This window comes from Rhodococcus sp. Q, assembly GCF_005503035.1.
Taxonomy (GTDB): Bacteria; Actinomycetota; Actinomycetes; order Mycobacteriales; family Mycobacteriaceae; genus Rhodococcus_G.
This window is the reverse complement of record NZ_SCOY01000004.1, coordinates 12,137-31,870: the sequence shown is the minus strand read 5'-3', so window position 1 is coordinate 31,870 and position 19,734 is coordinate 12,137. Positions and strand designations below refer to the sequence as shown.

At 69.7% G+C, this 19,734-nt stretch carries 16 protein-coding genes and 1 pseudogene; 5 read left to right on the top strand and 12 right to left on the bottom strand.

What is annotated here, in order from left to right:
* Window positions 1–93: 93 nt before the first annotated feature.
* On the bottom strand, window positions 94–1,839 hold the full coding sequence (locus FFS72_RS05730; RefSeq protein ID WP_137873048.1) for a proline--tRNA ligase: 1,746 nt from the start codon (window positions 1,837–1,839) through the stop codon (window positions 94–96).
* 191 nt (window positions 1,840–2,030) lie between these two features.
* Between FFS72_RS05730 and FFS72_RS05725 the strand changes: the two genes are divergently transcribed.
* From FFS72_RS05725 to FFS72_RS05715, 3 genes are all read left to right on the top strand, one after another.
* Complete coding sequence (locus tag FFS72_RS05725; protein ID WP_137873047.1) at window positions 2,031–3,359, top strand: lipase family protein; 1,329 nt, start codon at window positions 2,031–2,033, stop codon at window positions 3,357–3,359.
* Between the two features lie 93 nt (window positions 3,360–3,452).
* A complete protein-coding gene (yaaA, locus tag FFS72_RS05720) occupies window positions 3,453–4,193 on the top strand; it encodes a peroxide stress protein YaaA (RefSeq protein WP_137873046.1) in 741 nt (246 codons plus the stop codon).
* Window positions 4,194–4,289: 96 nt separating this feature from the next.
* On the top strand, window positions 4,290–6,128 hold the full coding sequence (locus FFS72_RS05715) for a neocarzinostatin apoprotein domain-containing protein (protein ID WP_137873045.1): 1,839 nt from the start codon (window positions 4,290–4,292) through the stop codon (window positions 6,126–6,128).
* A 24-nt stretch (window positions 6,129–6,152) separates the two neighbouring features.
* On the opposite strand, the gene FFS72_RS05710 is transcribed toward FFS72_RS05715, so the two are convergent.
* On the bottom strand, window positions 6,153–7,058 hold the full coding sequence (locus FFS72_RS05710) for a class I SAM-dependent methyltransferase (RefSeq protein ID WP_137873044.1): 906 nt from the start codon (window positions 7,056–7,058) through the stop codon (window positions 6,153–6,155).
* 47 nt (window positions 7,059–7,105) lie between these two features.
* On the opposite strand from FFS72_RS05710, the gene FFS72_RS05705 reads away from it, so the two are divergent.
* The gene (locus FFS72_RS05705) at window positions 7,106–7,696 is read left to right on the top strand and encodes a helix-turn-helix domain-containing protein (protein ID WP_137873043.1); all 591 of its coding nucleotides are present in this window, start codon (window positions 7,106–7,108) and stop codon (window positions 7,694–7,696) included.
* Window positions 7,697–7,750: 54 nt separating this feature from the next.
* Here the strand turns inward: FFS72_RS05705 and FFS72_RS26755 are convergent, their stop codons facing one another.
* The 3 genes and pseudogenes from FFS72_RS26755 to FFS72_RS05695 form a co-directional block, all read right to left on the bottom strand.
* On the bottom strand, window positions 7,751–8,701 hold the full coding sequence (locus FFS72_RS26755; protein WP_171018580.1) for an alpha/beta hydrolase: 951 nt from the start codon (window positions 8,699–8,701) through the stop codon (window positions 7,751–7,753).
* Between the two features lie 108 nt (window positions 8,702–8,809).
* A pseudogene (locus FFS72_RS26940) lies at window positions 8,810–9,085 on the bottom strand (Dabb family protein); the annotation flags it as partial.
* Window positions 9,086–9,404: 319 nt separating this feature from the next.
* On the bottom strand, window positions 9,405–9,752 hold the full coding sequence (locus tag FFS72_RS05695) for a hypothetical protein (RefSeq protein ID WP_137873041.1): 348 nt from the start codon (window positions 9,750–9,752) through the stop codon (window positions 9,405–9,407).
* A 296-nt stretch (window positions 9,753–10,048) separates the two neighbouring features.
* Between FFS72_RS05695 and FFS72_RS05690 the strand changes: the two genes are divergently transcribed.
* Window positions 10,049–10,876: an alpha/beta fold hydrolase gene (locus FFS72_RS05690; RefSeq protein WP_137873040.1), complete on the top strand. Its 828-nt coding sequence runs from the start codon at window positions 10,049–10,051 to the stop codon at window positions 10,874–10,876.
* Here the strand turns inward: FFS72_RS05690 and FFS72_RS05685 are convergent.
* From FFS72_RS05685 to mqo, 7 genes are all read right to left on the bottom strand, one after another.
* The gene (locus FFS72_RS05685; RefSeq protein ID WP_249353164.1) at window positions 10,873–12,279 is read right to left on the bottom strand and encodes an MFS transporter; all 1,407 of its coding nucleotides are present in this window, start codon (window positions 12,277–12,279) and stop codon (window positions 10,873–10,875) included. The genes FFS72_RS05690 and FFS72_RS05685 overlap by 4 nt on opposite strands.
* Window positions 12,280–12,365: 86 nt before the next feature.
* Window positions 12,366–13,580: a uroporphyrinogen-III C-methyltransferase gene (gene cobA / locus FFS72_RS05680; RefSeq protein ID WP_137873038.1), complete on the bottom strand. Its 1,215-nt coding sequence runs from the start codon at window positions 13,578–13,580 to the stop codon at window positions 12,366–12,368.
* A gap of 28 nt (window positions 13,581–13,608) precedes the next feature.
* The gene (locus FFS72_RS05675) at window positions 13,609–13,971 is read right to left on the bottom strand and encodes a cobalamin biosynthesis protein (protein WP_137873037.1); all 363 of its coding nucleotides are present in this window, start codon (window positions 13,969–13,971) and stop codon (window positions 13,609–13,611) included.
* Entirely contained in the window at window positions 13,964–15,361 is a 1,398-nt protein-coding gene (locus FFS72_RS05670; RefSeq protein ID WP_137873036.1) for a cobyrinic acid a,c-diamide synthase CobB, read from the bottom strand. The genes FFS72_RS05675 and FFS72_RS05670 overlap by 8 nt, the downstream gene beginning before the upstream one ends.
* Window positions 15,355–15,969: a cob(I)yrinic acid a,c-diamide adenosyltransferase gene (cobO, locus tag FFS72_RS05665; protein ID WP_137873035.1), complete on the bottom strand. Its 615-nt coding sequence runs from the start codon at window positions 15,967–15,969 to the stop codon at window positions 15,355–15,357. Before cobO ends, FFS72_RS05670 begins: the two co-directional genes overlap by 7 nt.
* Window positions 15,970–16,014: 45 nt before the next feature.
* Window positions 16,015–17,934 carry a VWA domain-containing protein gene (locus tag FFS72_RS05660; protein ID WP_137873034.1) on the bottom strand — a complete coding sequence of 640 codons (1,920 nt, stop codon included), beginning with the start codon at window positions 17,932–17,934 and terminating at the stop codon, window positions 16,015–16,017.
* Between the two features lie 237 nt (window positions 17,935–18,171).
* Window positions 18,172–19,710 (bottom strand): malate dehydrogenase (quinone), encoded by a 1,539-nt coding sequence (gene mqo, locus FFS72_RS05655; protein ID WP_137873033.1) that lies wholly within the window; start codon window positions 19,708–19,710, stop codon window positions 18,172–18,174.
* Window positions 19,711–19,734 lie beyond the last annotated feature (24 nt).

The following is a 19,734-nucleotide window of genomic DNA, read 5'->3' as shown; positions in this document are numbered from 1 at the left end:
ACGCCGCTGTGGGACGGCCGTCACCGTTTCCGACACCGGCGTCCCGGCCTGCGCTCACAGGCCGGGACGCCGGGCGGATCGAACGGGTTCGGGTCAGGCCCGAACGACTGCCAGCACCTCGTCGAGAGCCGAGTCCACCGGCACCTCGCGGGACTCGCCGGTGAACCGGTCGCGCAGTTCGACATTGCCTTCGGCGTATCCGCGGCCCACGACGACGACCAACGGCACACCGAGCAGTTCGGAATCCTTGAACTTCACGCCCGGCGACGCCTTGCGGTCGTCGAGGATCACGGACAGGCCCGCCGCGTCCAGCTTCGCTGCCAGCGCCTCGCCGCCCTCGCGTGCGGCGTCGTCCTTGTTCGCGATGACGAGGTGCACGTTCGCCGGAGACACCTCCGCGGGCCAGCGCAGACCCTTGTCGTCGTGCTGCTGCTCCGCGATGACCGCGACGAGGCGCGACACGCCGATTCCGTAGGAGCCCATCGTCGGGCGCACCGGCTTGCCGTTCTCGCCGAGGACGTTCACCTCGAACGCGTCGGTGTACTTGCGGCCGAGCTGGAAGACGTGGCCGACCTCGATGCCGCGGGCAGCGACGAGCGCTCCGGCACCGTCGGGCGACGGATCGCCGTCGCGGACCTCGGCGGCTTCGATGGTGCCGTCCGGGGTGAAGTCACGGCCGGCGACGAGACCGACGACGTGCTTGCCCTCCTCGTCGGCGCCGGTGATCCAGCTCGTGCCGTCGACCACGCGCGGGTCGACGAGGTAGCGGACACCGTTCTCCTGCAGCGCCTTCGGGCCGATGTAGCCCTTGACGAGGAACGGGTTGTTCTTGAAGTCGGTCTCGGTGATGAGCACGTACTCGGCGGGCTCCAGCGACGCCTCGAGGCGCTTCGCGTCGACCTCACGGTCGCCCGGGATGCCGATCGCGAGCAGCTCCCACTCCCCACCGGGAACGCGCGTCTTGACCATGATGTTCTTCAGGGTGTCGGCCGCGGTCACGGCCTTGCCCAGGCCGGCTCCGTTGGCCCAGTCGACGAGCGAATCGATCGTCGGGGTGTCCGGCGTGTCGTACACCTTCGCCTCCGGCAGCCCGTCGAACGGGATCGGCGCGGGCGCCAGCGTCTTGACGGCTTCGACGTTCGCGGCGTATCCGGACTCGAGGCAGCGGACGTAGGTGTCCTCGCCGACCTCGGATTCGGCCAGGAACTCCTCGGAGGCGCTGCCGCCCATGGCACCGGAGGTCGCGGAGACGATGACGTACTTGACGCCGAGGCGCTGCAGGATCCGCTCGTAGGCGTCGCGGTGCGCCCGGTACGAAGCGGCCAGGCCTTCGTCGGTGAGGTCGAAGGAGTACGAGTCCTTCATCACGAACTCGCGGCCACGCAGGATGCCCGCGCGGGGCCGCTCCTCGTCGCGGTACTTGGTCTGCACCTGGTAGAGGGTGACCGGGAAGTCCTTGTAGGAGTTGTACTCACCCTTGACGGTGAGCGCGAACAGCTCCTCGTGGGTGGGCCCGAGCAGGTAGTCGTTGCCCTTTCGGTCCTTCAACCGGAACAGCCCGGCACCGTACTCGGTCCACCGGTTGCTGGTCTCGTACGGATCGCGGGGCAGCAGCGCGGGCAACAGGATCTCCTGGGCGCCAATGGCGTCCATCTCCTCGCGGACCACTCGCTCGACCTCACGCATGACCCTGAGGCCGAGCGGTAGCCAGGAATAGACGCCCGGAGCGATACGGCGGACGTACCCGGCGCGGACGAGCAGCTTGTGGCTGGGGACCTCGGCGTCGGCCGGGTCGTCACGGAGGGTGCGCAGGAACAGCTGAGACAGGCGGGTGATCACGGGATATCAGGATAGTCGGCGGTCCCACCTCAACCTGAACCGCCGGTGCACAACCAGCTGTGACCGACGCCACAACTAGACACTCTTCCTGGTTACTGTCGGGTAAGTTACCAGTGTCCGGCGCCACATCCCGCCTCGGGATCGCGCTCGGTCACCTCACGAACACACACGAATCCACAGGGGGAGCTCACGTGCTGGGACACGGTTGGACACGCGACAGGCGGCGCCCACGGCATCGAGCAGGCACGACGGCCCTCACCGCCGGCCTGGCGCTCGGAATCGCTGCGGCACTCTGCGCGAGCCCTACCGTCGCGGCACCCGTGAGCGGCTTCTACGTGCCTCCCGCGCAGTTCGACTCGACCCCGGGTGCCGTGATCAGGAACGAGCCCCTGCCGATCCTCGCCACCGTGCCGGGCGGCGACGGGACCTGGCCCGCAGCCGGCCGACAGGTCCTGTACACCTCGACGACCCAGGACGGGACGCCCGTCGCCGTCAGCGGCACGTTCGTCGACACCAACCGCCCCTGGACCGGATCCGGCGCTCGCCCGACGGTCGTCATCGCACCCGGAACCTCGGGGCAGGGCGATCAGTGCGCGGTCTCGGCGGCCTTCCAGAACGGCATGTACGTCGACATCTCCAAGGCCTCCTTCTCGGCAAACCAGGAGATCCTGTCGGCCGCGGCGTGGAGCGCCATGGGTGCGCGGGTGTTCGTCACCGATCACATCGGCCTCGGAACGCCGGGCGTCCACACCTACGTCAACAACAAGGAGGGCGGGCACGCCGTCCTCGACGCAGCTCGTGCCGCGAACACCCTCTCTGGTGGGCCGGGGACACCGATCGTTCTCTGGGGCTACTCCCAGGGCGGCGGCGCCACCGCTGCCGCCGCCGAGATGCAGCCGACCTACGCCCCTGAGGTGAACCTCAAGGGGACCTGGGCAGGAGGCCCGACCGCGAACCTGATCGAGATCCTCGGCAAGGTCGACGGAAGCCTCATCGGCGGCGTCGTCGGATTCGCCCTCAACGGATTCCTCGACCGCCAGCCCGAACTGCGAGCCCAGGCCGAGCAGGTTCTCAACCCGAGAGGACTGGCGTTTCTCGACGAGATGCGGGACGCGTGCATCGGTGACGTGATCCTCAAGCACCCCTTCCTGAAGTCGAGCACCCTCACCGTCGACGGCCGACCGCTCCTCGACCACTTCCGTGAGATGCCCGATGCCATGCGCACCCTCGACGCCCAGCGCATCGGCCGGCTCACCCCGACCAACCCCGTCCTGATCACCAGCGGCCGCAACGACGACACCGTTCCCTACGGTCAGGCGAGGCAACTGGCCGAGGACTGGTGCGCGAAGGGCGCCACGGTCCGATTCGACACGAACGACCTGCCGCCGATCGCGTCCGGCGCGACCATTCCGAACCACTTCGGCCCGCAGATCGCCGACGGGTACATGAGCGACAAGGTCGTGACGTACCTGCTCGACCGACTCGCCGACAAGCCGATCTCCGGCTGCACCATCTCCTGATCCGCACGACACTGCCGCCCCCTCGGCCCGGATGACCGGACCGGCGTCACCGCGCCGACCCGAGGGAGCAGCACCGGGGTAGCGTTACCGGCCGTGCTGGTACTGCTGCCTCCCTCCGAGACCAAGTCCGACGGCGGCAAGGGCGCGCCGCTCGATCTCGGGGAGCTGTCCCTGCCGAAGCTGACCGCGACACGCGAGATGCTGGTCGACGCCCTCGTCGCGCTGGCCGCGGACGTCGAGGCGTCGAGCGTCGCGCTCGGACTCAGCGCCGGACAGTCCGACGAGGTGGCCCGCAACGCCGCGCTGTGGACCTCGTCGACGACACCGGCCCTCGAGCGGTACACCGGCGTCCTGTTCGACGCGCTCGACGCGAAATCCCTCACCCGCGTGCAGAAGTCGAAGGCGTTCGCGCGGCTGGCGATCGGGTCGGCACTGTTCGGTGTCGTGCGGTCCGGAGACTTCATCCCGGCGTACCGCCTGTCGGGCGGATCGAAGCTGCCCGGCATGGGCACCCTGCAGTCGCTGTGGAAACCGGAACTCACCCCCGCGCTCGAAGCGGAGGACGAGGGGCTGATCGTGGACCTGCGATCGGGCACCTATCAGCAACTGGGCCCGGCGCCCGGAGCGGTGACCGCGACGGTGCTGACCGAGAAGCCCGACGGCAGCCGGTCGGTGGTGAGCCATTTCAACAAGCACCACAAGGGACTGCTCGCGCGTGCGCTCGTCGTCTCCCGGGCCGAGCCGTCGGATGTGAAGGGCGTCGCTCGCGTCGCGTCGAAGGCGGGCCTGACCGTCGAGATCGCCTCGCCCACCGAGCTCGTCATCCTGACGTAGGCGGCTCCGCCTGAACGGGCGTCCAGCAAATAGGTTAGCCTCACCTCTCGTTCGAGTGTGGTGCCGCCACAGCGGCCCGGACCAGGGAGTTGGGGAATGCGCGTGTTCAGTCGGGCAGCGATCGCGGCAGCGGTCGTCGCGATGTCGGCAGCGATACCGTTCGGTCTCACGCAGTCGCAGGTCGCACAGGCTCAGCAGGCCCCGTCGGGGTCCGCCGACGGCGGCATCTCGATCGGTCCCGTCGACGTCGATTTCGGTGCAGGCACCGGAGCCATCATCCTGTCCCGGACCACCGACCTCGGAACCGGCGACGCGGTCACGGTGACCGGAACCGGGTTCAAGGCGAACACGCCCCTGTACCTCGCGCAGACCGTCGCCAAGCCCGCTGTCGGCTTCCCGACCACGTACGGCCAGGAAGCGAAGGTCACCACCGAGGCCGACGGTTCCTTCACCGCCGACATCGAGGTCAGCCGCAACGTCAAGAACATCGACTGCCTCCAGAACGACTGCTACATCGCGACTTTCGCGGCGTTCCCGTCGATCTTCACCGACCGCAGCCAGGACGTGTGGGTGCCGATCTCGTTCGCATCCGACGCCGCTGTCGGACAGCAGGGTTCCGGCGCAGCACCGGGCACCGGCGGTCCGGTCACCACCGTCTCCAAGCCGTCAGGCATCAACGCGTCGGGTGAGACGCTGCGCGTGTCGGGCACCGGCTTCTCCGCCGCGGGCGCGGGCATCTACGTCGGCCTCGCCGAGACCGGACGCTACAACCCGGCCAACGCCGACTCCTTCGCGTCCACCGTGTACGTGCGCAGCACCGAGATCAACGGCGGCGCGTGGACCGTCGACCTACCTGTTCAGGCCCGGACCGGCGAAACCGACTGCCTCGCACGCAGCTGCGCCGTCTACACGCTCGCCGCACACGGCTCGCCGGACCGCAGCCAGGACACCATCGTCCCCGTCACCTTCGACCCCGCAGGAGCCCGGGAAACCCCCGGCACGACTCCGGCCGCAGCCGCCGGAACCCCATCGGTATCGGCATCGAAGACGTCGGGCCTGAACGCGGCGGGTGACACGATCACCGTGTCCGGCACCGGCTTCGCCACCACCGGCCCCGGCATCTACGTCGGTGTCGCACAGTCCGATCGGTTCTCGACGACGAACGCCTCCGCCTTCCAGGACACCAGGTACATCCGCGCCGCGGACATGGCGGGTGGCTCGTGGTCGACGACGCTGAACGTCGCGGGTGCCTTCGGCGACAGCGACTGCACCCGCAACGCCTGCGCGGTGTACACCTTCGCCGCGCACGGCTCGGCCGACCGCAGCCAGGACACCACTATTCCGATCAGCTTCGTCGGGACCGCGACCCCCACCACCACGACCACGGCAGCCCCGGCCGGTACCGCCGCGGTGTCGGCATCGAAGACCGCCGGAGTCGATCCGGCCGGTGAGACGGTGACCGTCAGCGGCACCGGATTCTCGGGTGCCGGCGCGGGCATCTACGTCGGACTGATCCAGGACGACAGATTCTCGGCCACCGACGCGTCCGCATGGATGACGACCGCGTACCTCACCCCCGACAAGATCGTCGACGGCGCCTGGTCCACAGAGATGGAACTGGCTGCGATGAAGGGTGACTCGGACTGCATCCGCAACACCTGCTCGATCTACACGGTCGCCGCACACGGCACGGCCGACCGCAGCCAGGACACCCGCACGGCCGTCACCTTCGGCACCGCCGGATCGACCTCCTCGCCTGCGACGACGTCCGCGGCCCCGACCGCACATGCGGACCCGGAGGTTCGCACCCTCGCCGACACGAAGAGTGCGGCCGAGGAATCCGGCACGTCGACCGAGACGGCCGTGATCAGTGTGATCCTGGTGACCATCGCCGCAGTCGTTGCAGGCGCATTCGTGCTGCGACGCAAGGACTGACCGGAGCGTCGGGTGGGTGGCGGGTCAGGCCCGCGCCACCCACCCGACCCGGCCGATTCGCACGGTCAGGTCGTCGCGGAGCAGCACCGAGTCCGGATGATCGTCCGTGAGCAGATCGTCGAGAAGGCGTCGATCCGCCTCACCCAACCGGTCGGCGAGGGCGCTGCGCATCCTCTCGACGTTCAGCCGCGCATAGCGGCGGTTCGACTCGGTCGCGGGTCGTACGACTTCGAACGATCGCTGGTCTGCGACGTCGAATCCGGCGCGATCGAGGTGCTCACGCCAGTCTGGGAACGAGTTCCATCCGTCCGCGGCGAGCGTCGCGTGGCATCGGGCCTCGAGTCCGTCCCCGACGGAATCGGGGAGGAACCGCGGCAGCGAGTCCATCTCGACGACGACCAGCACGCCACCCGGCGCCAGGGCCTCTCGCACGTCGCGGAGCAGCCGGTCCGGGTCGGCGACCTCGTGCAGCGACGCCGACGCCCACGCGACGTCGACGGCACCCGTTCCGTTGCCGCCGAGATCGGCGGGCCATCCGGCGTCGAGGTCGGCTTCCACGACCCGCAGCCGCCCGTCGAGGCCGTGCGCCGCACCCGCGGCGCGGACCCGCTCGACCATCGTCGGCCACCGGTCGATCGCGACGAGATCGGCGGCATCGAATCGGCGGGCCAGCGCGAGCGTCCCGGTGCCTGTGCCGGCCCCGATGTCGAGTACGCGTCGGACACTGCCCGGCGCGTACTCCGCCGCCCACGCCGTGATGTCGTCGAGGCGCGACCCCAGTACCTCCGCGTCTCGGTCGAGGAGATCGGCCAGGCGCTCCAGGGTCTCCACGTCCTGCGGACCATGCCCGTGTCCGTGGCCATGTCCGTGCCCATGCGAATGCGAATGCGAATGCGAATGCGAATGCGAATGCTCGTGGTGCTCTGCCATGACTCCACGCTAGCGCGGGTGTGCCAACCGCGCATACACTCTTGCTCATGACGCAAGAACCCGGCCTCGAGAACGTCATCCGCCAGCGCATCCGCAGCCTCCGCCTGGCCCGCGGCTGGTCCCTCGACGCGCTCGCCGCTCGCTGCCACCTCAGCCCGTCCACCCTCAGCCGCATCGAGACGGGCCACCGTCGGATCGCTCTCGATCAGCTCGTGCCGATCGCGCGCGCCCTCGACACCACCCTCGACCAACTCGTCGAGTCCCCCACCGACGAGGACGTCGTTATCCGGCCGGAGCCTCAGCGCCATCACGGCATCACGACGTGGCTGCTGTCCCGGGAAGGCAGCCTGCCTGGCGTCACCGTCGCCAAGATGCGCATCACCGACAAGACGCCGATATCCGTCGACCAGCTCGGCGTCCATCCCGGCCACGAGTGGTTCACGGTGCTGTCCGGGACCGTGCGGCTCCAGCTCGGCGACCGCACGATCCGCGTCGAGGCGGGCCAGGCAGCCCAGTTCTCCACGATGACGCCGCACGCGTTCACCGCGTACGGCGGTCCGACGGAGATCCTGTCGATCCTCGACCGCGACGGCCAGCGAGCCCACCTCCAGCCCGCTGACAACCAGACGCGGAACTGACTCGTCGCACGTCACCCAGCTCCCCGCGGCCTCACCCTCACCGCGGGCGGGCCGTCATGGCTCGATCGTGGCGTGCTCGTGCACCTGCCCGGCGTCGGACTCGCCGAAGCCGGGGTCGAGAACCCGGCGGATCAGCTGCCACAGCTCCTGCCTGGCCGGCCCGGTCAGCGACAGCTGCGGGAAGGTGAGGAATCCGTGGAACAGGCCGTCGAAGCGGCGCTCGATCACCGGAACGCCATCCGCGGCGAGCCGCCGCGCGTACGCCTCGCCCTCAGAGCACGGCGGGTCCAGTTCCGCGGTGACCACCACGGCAGGCGGCAGTCCCGCGAGCGTCGTCGCGCGGGTCGGGATGACGAGTTCACTGTCCCGGCCGTGTGGCGCGTACTGCTCCCAGTACCAGCGCATCGCCTTCGTGGTGTTGTAGTAACCGACGCCGTACCGCTGGTACGACTCGGTCTCGAAGTCGTCCTCGATCACCGGGTACAGCAGGATCTGCGCCGCGATCGCCGGGCCACCCCGTTCCCGCGCCGCCACCGAGACCGTCGCCGAAAGGTTGCCTCCCGCGCTGTCACCCGCGATCGCAACCCGCGCCGGGTCTCCGCCGTAGGTCGCGGCGTTGGCCACGGTCCAGCACACCGCCGCGTACACGTCCTCCATCGCCGCCGGTGCCGGATGCTCCGGCGCCAGCCGGTAGTCCACCGCGACTACGACGGCGTCGACGGCCTCTGCCATAGACCGGCAGAACTCGTCGTGGCTGTCGAGGTCGCAGAACACGAAACCGCCGCCGTGGGCGAACACGATCACCGGACGGGACACGGAATCGCCGTGCGGGACGTACACCCGCAACGCCAGGTCGCCACCCGGTCCGTCGATCACCACGTCCCGCGCCATCCGCATGTCGGGCGTCCGGGCCAGCGGCGCACGACGCGAGGCGATGATCGCGCGCAGTTCGGCGGCGGGGTACGCCGTCACGTCGGGGAACCCGGACTCCAGGGCGGCGAGCATCGTCTCGACGTCGGGATGCAGGTCGGATCGGCGCACGCCGTTCTCCTTCGGGTTGGGTGGATTCTGACTGGGTAGAGCGCAAAAGCTGTGGCAGACACGGTCCTTGACGATGTAGTCGACACTCTCCGGGTCGAACCACTTGTCGACGTAGCCCCAGTGCACGGGGTGGGCCATGTACTGACCGAGCAGGCCGTCGACGTCGGTGAAGGACTGCTCCCAGACGTGGGTCCACTCGCCGGCACCGGTCGAAGCGGTCACGCGACTCAACTGCCACGACAGCATGGACGTCACGTGCTGCGGCATCCTGAGCATCTCCCGTTCGAACCGCTCCACCACGTCCCGCGCTGCAGCGGCGTCGACGCGCAGGAGCAGGGTGCGGTACACCGTGGGAGCCGCGGCGTCGGTGCGTGACCCGCTCCACGATTCCCGCCCGCTGCCGGGGAGGTAGTCGGCGCCATCGACGTGCCGGACGTCCGGTCCTCCGGTTGCCGACTCGACGGCCGACCGACAGCTCTCCCACTCCCGCTGCGTCGTGAATCGAAGGTGAACGAGGACGTCGCCGCCGTTGCGGACGCCGTCGAGCGTCGGCTGCACGAGGGCATACCGGTGCGGTGTCGCATCCACTGCGGCGCGGATCCGGTGGACGACGGCCGCCACCGCGGCCGCATCGCTCGGGTCGGTCAGGTGAACGAGACGGGTCACGCTAAACACGGCACATGTCCTCCACACTCTCCGCCGTGGCCGCCATCGAGCGCGAACGCTGCGCCACCATCGGTTCGACGCGATCCCAGAAGTCGACGAAGCCTGCGTCGAACCGGCGGGCGATCGCGGTCTGCCACCATTGCGCGTGTCCGGAGACCGTCCAGATCGCGGTCACCGTGTTTCCGTCGTCCTCCAACCACACCGGCGGACTCACCAACACCCGGTCGAGTGTCATCCCGGTCCGGACGGCCTGCGGCACATAGTCCGACAGGTACGCGTCGACGAAGGCGCGCCCACGCCCTGATTCGGTCGTCACCCGATCGACTATGTGGATCCTCTGGTCGGCCATTCGCTCACGCTAGGTTTGCGAAGGCGACCACGGATCACCGTCTCCCGTTGTGCGGGAGATCAAGTCGAGCGGCCCGCCTCACCGGGCCGCCCACGAAAACTCGCGGCCTCCCGCTCACCGGTGGGCCGCCCGGTCATGTCATCGACTGCTTGCGCCTGTGGCTCCGGAGATCGGACGCCACTGGCGGTCGCCGCCGTTCGGCGAGGCATTCACGGGCCTGGCGGCTACGGGCGTGGCGGCCGGTCGCTCGCCGGGTGGGGACGTAGCCTGTCGATCACCCGGCCCGAGGAGAGCACATGACCGTCAGCCTGTCCCGACTGGAGATCTCACGCGGCGAACTGTCCTTCTTCGAGGCGGTTCCCGACGCGGGCACGGACGTGCTGGGCACCGTCGTCATGGTCCCCGGCTTCACGGGCTCCCGTGAGGACTTCCTGCCGATGGCCCCGTTCGTGACCGCCGCCGGGTACCGGCTGATCTCGTACTCTCAGCTCGGTCAGTACGACTCGGACGGACCGGACGGCCGCGACGCGGTCGGCGAGTACACCATCGCCAAGTTCGCCGTCGATCTCGCCGAGGTGTTGGACAGGGTGGCGCCCGCCGAGAAGGTGCACCTCCTCGGCCACAGCTTCGGCGGACTCGTCACCCGGGCCGCCGTCCTCGCCGACCCGGCGCGGTTCCTGGACTACACGATCCTCGACTCGCCGCCGAGCGGCCAGAGCCTGGGCATGCCCATGGACCCGGCCCGGATCCCGGACCTGCTGTGGGCGGGCGGCAACGAGGCGCTGTGGCAGGCCATGTTCGGCGCGTTCGAGGAGATCTTCCCGGCACCGGTCAGGGAGTTCCTGCACCACCGCATCATGGTCACCCGGACCGCGAACATCGCAGGCATCGCCGTGTCCATGAGTGCCGAGCCCGACCGCGTCGAGGAACTCGCCGCGACCGGCCTGCCGATCCTCGTCGTCGCGGGTGAACACGACGTCATTCCGGTGGACGTCCAGGCCGACGCCGCGTCCCGGCTCGGCGTGCGGTTCGAGATCATCGCCGGCGCCGCTCACACACCGAACGAGGAGAAGCCCGCAGAACTCACGAAGGTGCTCGTCGACTTCTGGGCCGGGTCCGCCTAGGCCTCCTGGGCTGCCTTCTCCGCAGCCTGCGCCTGCGCCACTTGCTCCGGCGTGAACCGGATGAACAGTGCGGCCACCGTCGCCAAGGCGGCCAGGATCGCGCACCCGAGCAACGCGAACGTGTAGCCCTGGCTGAGAGCGTCGAGCTGGGCCGCGTCCATCTCCGCGGCGGGCACACCGGAGACGCCACCGAGCGACAGCGTCTTCGACGTCGCCATGGCGCCGACGATCGCGAGCCCGATCGGACCGAACAGCACATTCGCGACCTGCGCGATCGCGGCGAGCGGCCCGATCTCGTGCGGCCCGACTCCGGAGATCGCGCACAGCGGGAGCGGCACGACCGCCAAGCCGACGCCGAATCCGACGCCGATCACCAGCCCGAGCAGGTGCGCGACGTAGGTCGTGGACGTGTCGAGTGTGGAGCCGTACAGCAGGCCGGCGAAGGTGAGCAGGGTGCCGGTCGCGACCAGCCATCGCGGCGGGACGCGGACCGCCAGTTTCGACGCGACGAACGCGGCAGCACCGAGCCCGAACGCGAACGGCACGAACGCCAGGCCCGCCCGCAGCGGCGTGTATCCGAGCACGTCCTGCACGAACAGCGCGACGAACGGCGCCAGCGAGAACATCACCATGCCGACGAGGGCGATGGCGATGAACGTCGCGACACGGTCGCTGTTGCGGAACAGGGAGAACGGCAGCAGGGGGTTCTCGGCGCGCCGTTCCACCATCAGGAACACACCGAGCAGCAGGAGGCCGCCGATAAGCCCGGCGAGCACGAGCGGACTCCCCCAGCCCATCTCGGGTCCCTCGGTGAATCCGAACACGACGGCGGTGCAGCCCAGCGTCGCGAGAATCGCTCCGGGTACGTCGAGCTTGAGCCGTTCGGCGTTGGTCTCCGTGAGCGAACTGAACGCGAACGCGAGGATGACGAGGCCGATGGGCACGTTGATCAGGAAGATCCACCGCCAGGACACCTCGGTGAGCGCGCCGCCCGCGATCAGTCCGGTAACCGATCCGACACCGGTCATGGCCGCGAAGATCGCGATGGCCTGGTTCCGGACCGGACCGGGAGCGAACGTGGTCGCGACGAGCGCCAACGCGGTCGGTGACGCGATCGCGGCGCCGACGCCCTGTAGTGCCCGCGCCGCGACGAGGGTTGCCTCGTTGAACGCCAGTCCGCACAGCAGCGAGGTGACGGTGAAGATCGCGACACCCGCGATGAACACCCGTTTACGACCGAAGGCGTCGCCGAGGCGGCCGCCCAGCAACATCAGTCCACCGAACGTCAACGCGTACGACGTGATGACCCAGTTACGGCCGGCGTCACTGAGGCCGAGGTCCTCCTGGATCCGGGACAGTGCCAGCGACGCCACCGTCCCGTCGAGGACCATCATCAGCTGCATTCCGCTGAGGACGACGATCGCGAGACCGAACGCCCGCGTCGTCACGGGGTACTTCACGGCGGTGGAGTCAGACACGAGAGTCCACGTTACCGACCGTTTACCGAGAACCCCGCCACCGGACCGACGACGATGATCGCGGGCGGGCGGATGCCCTCCTCGCGGACCCGCGCGGCGACGGTGCCGAGATCGGCACGCAGCTCACGCTGCCCTCGAGTGGTGCCCTCCTGGACCACCGTGACGGGCGTGTCCGCGCTGCGGCCGCCCTCGACGAGCGTTGCGGCGAACTTCTCGATCCGCTCGACACCCATCAGGATCACGAGGGTCCCGCGCAGCTTCGCCAGTGCCGACCAGTCGGTCAGCGAGTCGGGGTGGTCGGGGGCGACGTGACCGCTGACGACGACGAACTCGTGGGTGACCCCGCGGTGCGTGACCGGGATACCGGCGGCGGACGGGACCGCGATCGCACTGGTGATGCCAGGCACGACCGTGACCGGAACACCCGCTTCGACGCACGCCTCCAGTTCCTCGAAGCCGCGACCGAACACGTACGGGTCGCCGCCCTTGAGGCGGACGACGAACTTGCCCGCCCTGGCGTTGTCGATGAGCGCGGCGTTGATGGCCTCCTGCGCCATCGCCCGGCCGTACGGAATCTTGGCGGCGTCGATCACCTCGACCTGCGGGCCGAGCTCGGCGAGCAGCTCCGGCGGCGCCAACCGGTCGGCGACGACGACATCGGCGCGGGCGAGCAACCTGCGTCCGCGGACAGTGATCAGGTCGGGGTCGCCGGGACCGCCGCCGACCAGCGCGACGCCCGCCGCGTGCGGCTCGTCGTCGGTGAGCGAACCGGCCTGGAGCGCTTCGACGATGGCAGTGCGGACCGCGGCGGACCGACGATGCGCTCCTCCCGCGAGGACACCGATCTCGAGGCCGTCGAACGAGGCGCTGGCCGGGGTGACGGCGGTGCCCTGCTTGGCACTGTCGGCGCGGACGCAGAAGATCCGGTGACGCTCCGCTTCCGCGACGATCGCGGCGTTGGTGCCGGGCTCGTCGGTGCAGGCGATCGCGTACCAGGCGCCCTCGAGGTCGCCGTCGGTGTAGTCGCGCAGCTCCGCGGTGATCTGGCCGCCGGTGACCATGCCCTCGACTGCGGGGGTGACGGTGCGGGCGATGACATGGACCTGGGCGCCCGACGCAACGAGCAGGCCGAGACGACGCTGGGCGACGGTGCCGCCGCCGACGACGACCACGCGTCGGCCGGTCAGATTCAGGCCGACGAGGTAATTCGTCTCGTCTGCAGCCACTTCACTTCTCCTTCATGGGGCGGGATGTTCAAACAGTACGGGCGAGCGCGACGGTGACGCCATTGCGGGCACGCTTGTGCACGACGAGGTCGCCGCCGTCCGATCCCAGGACCGCCGCTGCCTCGGCAACGCTGGGCGTCCCGGTCTCCGCGGCGACGCGGCCCGACGGGTTCGGGACGTGTACGACGGACAGCTCCTCGGCGGAGAAGCCGAGAACCGGGACCCCGAGTTCGGCGGCCGCGGTCGCCACCGACGACTCGGTGACCTTTCGGTCGAGCGTGGCCAACGCGACGAGATCGGTCGGATCGTCGACGATCTCCGCGACCGCGTCGAGCACCGCGTCCGCGCCGACGCCGTCGCGGAGTCCGACACCGACCACCAGGTCAGCCATGCCTCTCCGCGAATGTCGCTGCGGCAGAAACGAATCGGTGAATCGAAGCCGGGTTTCCCGCCGGGTGGGTGTGCAGGTACGACGCGTGCACGTTGCCGCCGACAAATCCTTCCTTCGCCGCGGACCCGCTCACGTGCCAGCCCCACGCGGGCGCCCAGCCCGCCGCGGACTGCTCGGCCAGCACGGTGCGATGGAACTCGTGCCCGACGACGCGCTCCCCCGATTCGAACAGCACGGACGGCTCCAGCGCGACCGCCTCGCGGTAGCCGAGGGTCAGTGCTGACCCGAACGTCGAGTCGACGTCGATCACCCGCGCCATCGGATGCCCGTCGAGGGCGCGCGTCAGGTACAGCAGGCCCGCGCACTCCGCATGAATCGGAAGTCCGCGGCGCGCCAACTCCCGCACCGACGTCAGCAGCGCGGTGTTCGCAGCGAGCGCGGTCGCGTGTTCCTCCGGGAACCCGCCCGGCAACACCAGCCCCGCGACCCCGTCGGGCAGCCCGTCCGCCGCGGGATCGAACACGACCACACGCGCCCCCGCCGCCTCCAGCAGTTCGCGGTGTTCGGCATAACCGAAGGTGAACGCCGAACCGCCCGCCACCGCGACCAGCGGCGAGCCGGCGACCTGCCCACCCACCTCTGCGTGAGAATCCCACACAGGCGCCGCGACGGAAGCCGTCGCGAGTGCGCGCACGGCGTCCAGGTCGACGTGCCGCGTGATCAGCTCCGTCATCGCGTCGACCGCAGCCGCCGCCGCGCCGCCGTGCTCGACGGCGGTCACGAGACCGAGATGCCGCGACGGCACCGCGAGTTCGGCAAGCCGCGGCACCACACCGAGCACGGGGACGCCGACCTTCTCGCAGGCCTGCCGCAGCACCTGCTCGTGCCGGGCACTGCCGACCCGATTGAGAATCACGCCGCCGATCCGCACGCCGCGATCGAACGTGGCGAAACCGTGCAGCACCGCCGCAAGCGACTGACTGTGGCCACGGGCATCGACGACGAGGACGACCGGAGCGCCGAGCAGACCCGCGACCTGCGCCGTCGATCCCTCCGCGGCGCCCTCCGGGGCCGGCTCGGAGATCTTGCCGTCGAACAGACCCATCACACCCTCGACGACGGCGATGTCGCAGCCGGTGCTGCCGTGCCGGTAGAGCGGCCCGATGCGGTCCGTGCCGACCAGGACCGGATCGAGGTTGCGGCCGACCCGGCCTGCCGCCAGTGCGTGGTATCCGGGGTCGATGTAGTCGGGGCCGACCTTGAACGGAGCGACCCGGTCACCGGCGGCCCGCAGCGCACCGATCAAACCCGTTGCGATGGTGGTCTTTCCGCTGCCCGACGCGGGCGCCGCGATGACCACAGCGGGCGTCACGGGAACGGGAGTCACCACTCGATGCCCCGCTGCCCCTTGCGTCCGGCGTCCATCGGGTGCTTCACCTTCGTCATCTCGGTGACCAGGTCCGCGGCGTCGAGCAACGCCTGTGGCGCGTCCCGGCCGGTGATCACCACATGCTGGGTTCCGGGCCGGTTCACCAGGACCTCGACGACCTCGTCGACGTCGACCCACCCCCACTTGAGCGGGTAGGTGAACTCGTCGAGAACGTAGAAACGGTGCTCCTCGTTCGCGATTCGCCGAGCCACCTCACGCCAGCCGTCGAGCGCGACGCGGGCGTGGTCCTCGTCGTCACCCTTCTTCCGGGTCCACGACCAGCCGTCGCCCATCTTGTTCCACTGCACGGGCCCGCCGACCCCGGTGTTCTCGTGCAACTCGCCCAGCGCGCGGAACGCGGCCTCCTCGCCGACCTTCCACTTGGCGGACTTCACGAACTGGAAGACGCCGATGTCGAAGCCCTGGTTCCAGGCGCGCAGCGCCATCCCGAACGCGGCGGTCGACTTGCCCTTGCCGGGGCCGGTGTGGACGGCGAGCACGGGTGCGTTGCGGCGCTGCCGGGTGGTCAGACCGTCGTCGGGGACGCTGACAGGGACTCCTTGGGGCATGGTCGAGCTCCTCTTTCAGGCGGGTGATCTACCGGAGGCGGTACGTCAGGCGGCGGCGCGGACGACGCCTGCCACCTGCTCCGCGGACAGTTCGGTCAGTCGGACACACGCCCCCCGCATCGCGATCGCGAGCTCCGGTGCCAAGCCGAGGCGCACCATCCCCGATTCGCAGTCGACGACGACGCCGGCGACAGCGGTGTCGGCGAGCAGGCCCGCCGCGACCTTCGCCCGGTGCACCGGATCGGTGCCGCCGGTGGCCCGGCCGTCGGTGAGCGCCACCACCATCGCGCGGCGCTGCGGGTCACGGACCCGTTCCCGCAGGACCACCTCGCGTGCCTTCAAGAACCCTTGCGCCAGCGGACTCTTGCCGCCGGTGCGCAGCGACTTCAGTCGCCGCACCGCGACGTCCACCGACGACGTCGGCGGCAGGACGACCTCCGCGGACGAGCCCCGGACGGTGATGACGGCGACCTTGTCGCGGCGCTGGTAGGCGTCGCGCAGCAGGGACACCACCGCGCCCGTCACGGCGGACAGTCGGTCGCGGGCGGCCATCGACCCCGACGCGTCGACCACGAAGACGATCAGGTTGCCCTCGCGTCCCTCCTTGATCGCACCGCGAACATCGCCCGGCGCCAACAACATTCGACCGTCGGTCCGGCCGCGGGCCACCTGGTGCTCGGCAGCGGCGAACAGGGTCCCGACCAGATGCAGGCCGCGGCCCGGTTCCGTCGTGGCACGGACCGTACGCCCCCGCGGCGAACGGGAACGCGACCGGCGACCGGGCGCACCCTCGCCGACGCCGGGGATGGTGAGCAGGCGCGTGCGGAACTGTGCGGCCGGAGCGCCGACGGGGCGTTCGTGGCCCGGTCCCGGCGCTGCGGGACTGTCGTCGGCCGCGTCGTCCGCGTCGGCGGACGGTGCCGGAGCGCCGCCATCCTGCGGCTGCGGTGCCCCGCCACCCGGGCCGTCGGGATCCGTGTCCGGGTCGGGATCGGTGTCGGGGTCCGGTTCCTGGGCGGCCTGCTCGGCGGCGTCACGCATGGCATCGTCGAGTTGCTGCGGATCGAGTCCCGGTTCGTCGAACGGATCGCGGCGGCGCCGGTGCGGCAACGTCAGTTCGGCCGCGACCCGCACGTCCTCCTCGACAACCTCACTCGCGCCACGCCACGCGGCGTGCGCGGTGGCGGTGCGCGCGAGGACCAGGTCGGCGCGCATCCCGTCCACGTCGAACGACGCGCACAGCGCCGCGATCCGGCGCAGCTCACGATCCGGCAGCGCGACACCGGCGAGCGCGACGCGGGCTTCGGCGATCCGTGCGGCGGTGTCGGCATCGACAGCCTCGTATCGGGCGGCGAACGCGACGGGATCGGCCTCGAAGTCGAGCCGACGCCGCACCACCTGCATGCGGACGTCGACGTCACGGGACGCGGCGACGTCCACGGCGAGCCCGAACCGGTCGAGGAGCTGCGGTCGCAGCTCACCCTCCTCCGGGTTCATCGTGCCGACGAGCACGAACTTCGCCGGGTGGGAGTGCGAGACGCCGTCCCGCTCGACGTGGACGCGGCCCATCGCGGCGGCGTCGAGCAGCACGTCCACCAGGTGGTCGTGCAGCAGGTTCACTTCGTCGACGTAGAGGACACCGTCGTGAGCGGCGGCGAGCAGACCGGGCTGGAAGGCACGCTCCCCGTCCCGCAGCACCTTCTCGAGGTCCAGAGAGCCGATCACGCGGTCCTCGGTGGCACCGACCGGAAGTTCGACCAGACGCGCGGCCGTACCGTCCGACGTGGGGGGCAGCAGCGCGGCGAGAGCCCGGACGACCGTCGACTTCGCGGTTCCCTTCTCGCCGCGCACCAGCACACCACCGATGCCGGGGTGCACCGCGCAGAGGATCAACGCCAGCCGTAGCTGGTCCTGTCCGACGATCGCACCGAACGGGAAGCCCGGATCCGAATCCTGGTGTGCCACGGCCCAGTCCCCTCACTCCCCGGTTTCCGCGCCGGGGGTCGGTCGTTGATTCCTTGCCGCGGCGATCTGACTTCCGGCGACGGCGCATGGCCGTCGACCGTCACAGTGGCGGGACCGTGCCTGAATCGCACAGGCTTTCCCGCGGCGAGGAACGTCGAGTTCGTCCCGAACAATAGGCCACGGCCGCCACCACGACCCGTGTGGGTCCGGTGACGGCCGTGTACGCCTGCCTGGAGATTAAGCGTTCGCGCCTGCTGCGACGGGGGCGTCCGCCTCGAGCTCGAGCGCCTTGTTGCTCCAGTCCCACACCTCGCGGAAGAGGGACTCGTTGTCGGACAGCTTGACGCCGAGCGAGGGCACCATCTGCTTGAGCTGCGGCTCCCACGACGCCCAGCGGTCGCCGAAGCAGCGCTCCAGCACGTCGAGCATCGCGGGGACGGCCGTCGACGCACCGGGCGACGCACCGAGCAGACCCGCGATGGTGCCGTCGGCCGCGTTGATGACGGCGGTGCCGAACTCGAGAACGCCGCCGTTGCCCTTCTTACGAATGACCTGAACGCGCTGACCTGCGGTGATGAGCTCCCAGTCGCCACCGGTCGCGCGGGGCACGAACTCGCGCAGCGTCTCGATGCGGTCGTCGGCGCCCTGCAGCAGCTCACCGATGAGGTACTTGGTCAGACCCAACTCGGTGACGCCGACACCGAGCATCGACATGAGGTTGTTGGGCTTGACGGAACCGGGCAGGTCGGTGACCTTGCCCTGCTTGAGGAACTTGGGCGACCAACCGGCGTACGGGCCGAACAGCAGGCCCTTCTTGCCGTTGATGACGCGGGTGTCGAGGTGCGGAACCGACATCGGAGGCGCGCCGACCGCGGCCTTGCCGTAGACCTTCGCGCTGTGCTGATCGATCAGCTCGGGGTTCGTGCAGCGCAGGAACTGGCCGCTGACCGGGAAGCCGCCGAAGCCCTTCGCCTCCTTGATGCCGGACTTCTGCAGCAGGTGCAGCGCCCCGCCGCCTGCGCCGACGAAGACGAACTTCGCGTTGACCGTCTTCTTCGCACCGGTCCGCAGGTTCTCGACCTTGACGAGCCAGCTGCCGTCGGACTGCTGGGTGAGGTTGCGGACGTCGTGGCCGAAGTAGACGCTGCCACCGGAGGCGCCGATGTGACCGAGGAGCTGCTTGGTGAGGGCGCCGAAGTCGACGTCGGTACCGCCATCGGTCCAGTTCAGCGCGACGGGATCGGAGAAGTCACGACCTGCGGCCATCAGCGGCAGACGCTTCGTGAACTCCTCGGGGCGCTCCGTGTACTCCATCCCCGCGAACAGCGGGTGGCCGGCGAGCGCGTCGTAACGGGCCCGCAGGTACTTCACGTTGTCGGCCCCGTGCACGAAGCTGACGTGCGGAACCGGGTTGATGAATTCCTTGGGCTCGGTGAGGATGCCGTTCTCGATCGCATGGGCCCAGAACTGCCGCGAGACCTGGAACTGCTCGTTGACGTTGACCGCCTTCGCGACGTCGACGGAGCCGTCCTTGTTCTGTGGGGTGTAGTTGAGCTCACAGAGTGCCGAGTGGCCAGTACCCGCGTTGTTCCACGGGTCGCTGCTCTCGGCTGCTGCGGCGTCGAGCCGCTCGAACACGCTGATCGACCAGTCCGGCTGCAACTGCCGAAGGATCGACCCGAGCGTGGCACTCATGATGCCCGCTCCCACGAGAACTACATCGGCCTTCTGTACCGCGGTGTTGTCTGACACTGGAAAATCGACTTCCTTGTCCATTGGCAGTGGGCAGTCGCGCCGACT

Coding starts and splice junctions, on each gene's coding strand:
- FFS72_RS05715 (WP_137873045.1), top strand. CDS start 4,290: ATGCGCGTGTTCAGTCGGGCAGCGATCGCGGCAGCGGTCGTCGCGATG.
- FFS72_RS05710 (WP_137873044.1), bottom strand. CDS start 7,058: ATGGCAGAGCACCACGAGCATTCGCATTCGCATTCGCATTCGCATTCG.
- FFS72_RS05705 (WP_137873043.1), top strand. CDS start 7,106: ATGACGCAAGAACCCGGCCTCGAGAACGTCATCCGCCAGCGCATCCGC.
- FFS72_RS26755 (WP_171018580.1), bottom strand. CDS start 8,701: ATGCTCGCCGCCCTGGAGTCCGGGTTCCCCGACGTGACGGCGTACCCC.
- FFS72_RS05695 (WP_137873041.1), bottom strand. CDS start 9,752: ATGGCCGACCAGAGGATCCACATAGTCGATCGGGTGACGACCGAATCA.
- FFS72_RS05690 (WP_137873040.1), top strand. CDS start 10,049: ATGACCGTCAGCCTGTCCCGACTGGAGATCTCACGCGGCGAACTGTCC.
- FFS72_RS05685 (WP_249353164.1), bottom strand. CDS start 12,279: ATGCAGCTGATGATGGTCCTCGACGGGACGGTGGCGTCGCTGGCACTG.
- FFS72_RS05675 (WP_137873037.1), bottom strand. CDS start 13,971: ATGGCTGACCTGGTGGTCGGTGTCGGACTCCGCGACGGCGTCGGCGCG.
- cobO (WP_137873035.1), bottom strand. CDS start 15,969: ATGCCCCAAGGAGTCCCTGTCAGCGTCCCCGACGACGGTCTGACCACC.
- mqo (WP_137873033.1), bottom strand. CDS start 19,710: ATGGACAAGGAAGTCGATTTTCCAGTGTCAGACAACACCGCGGTACAG.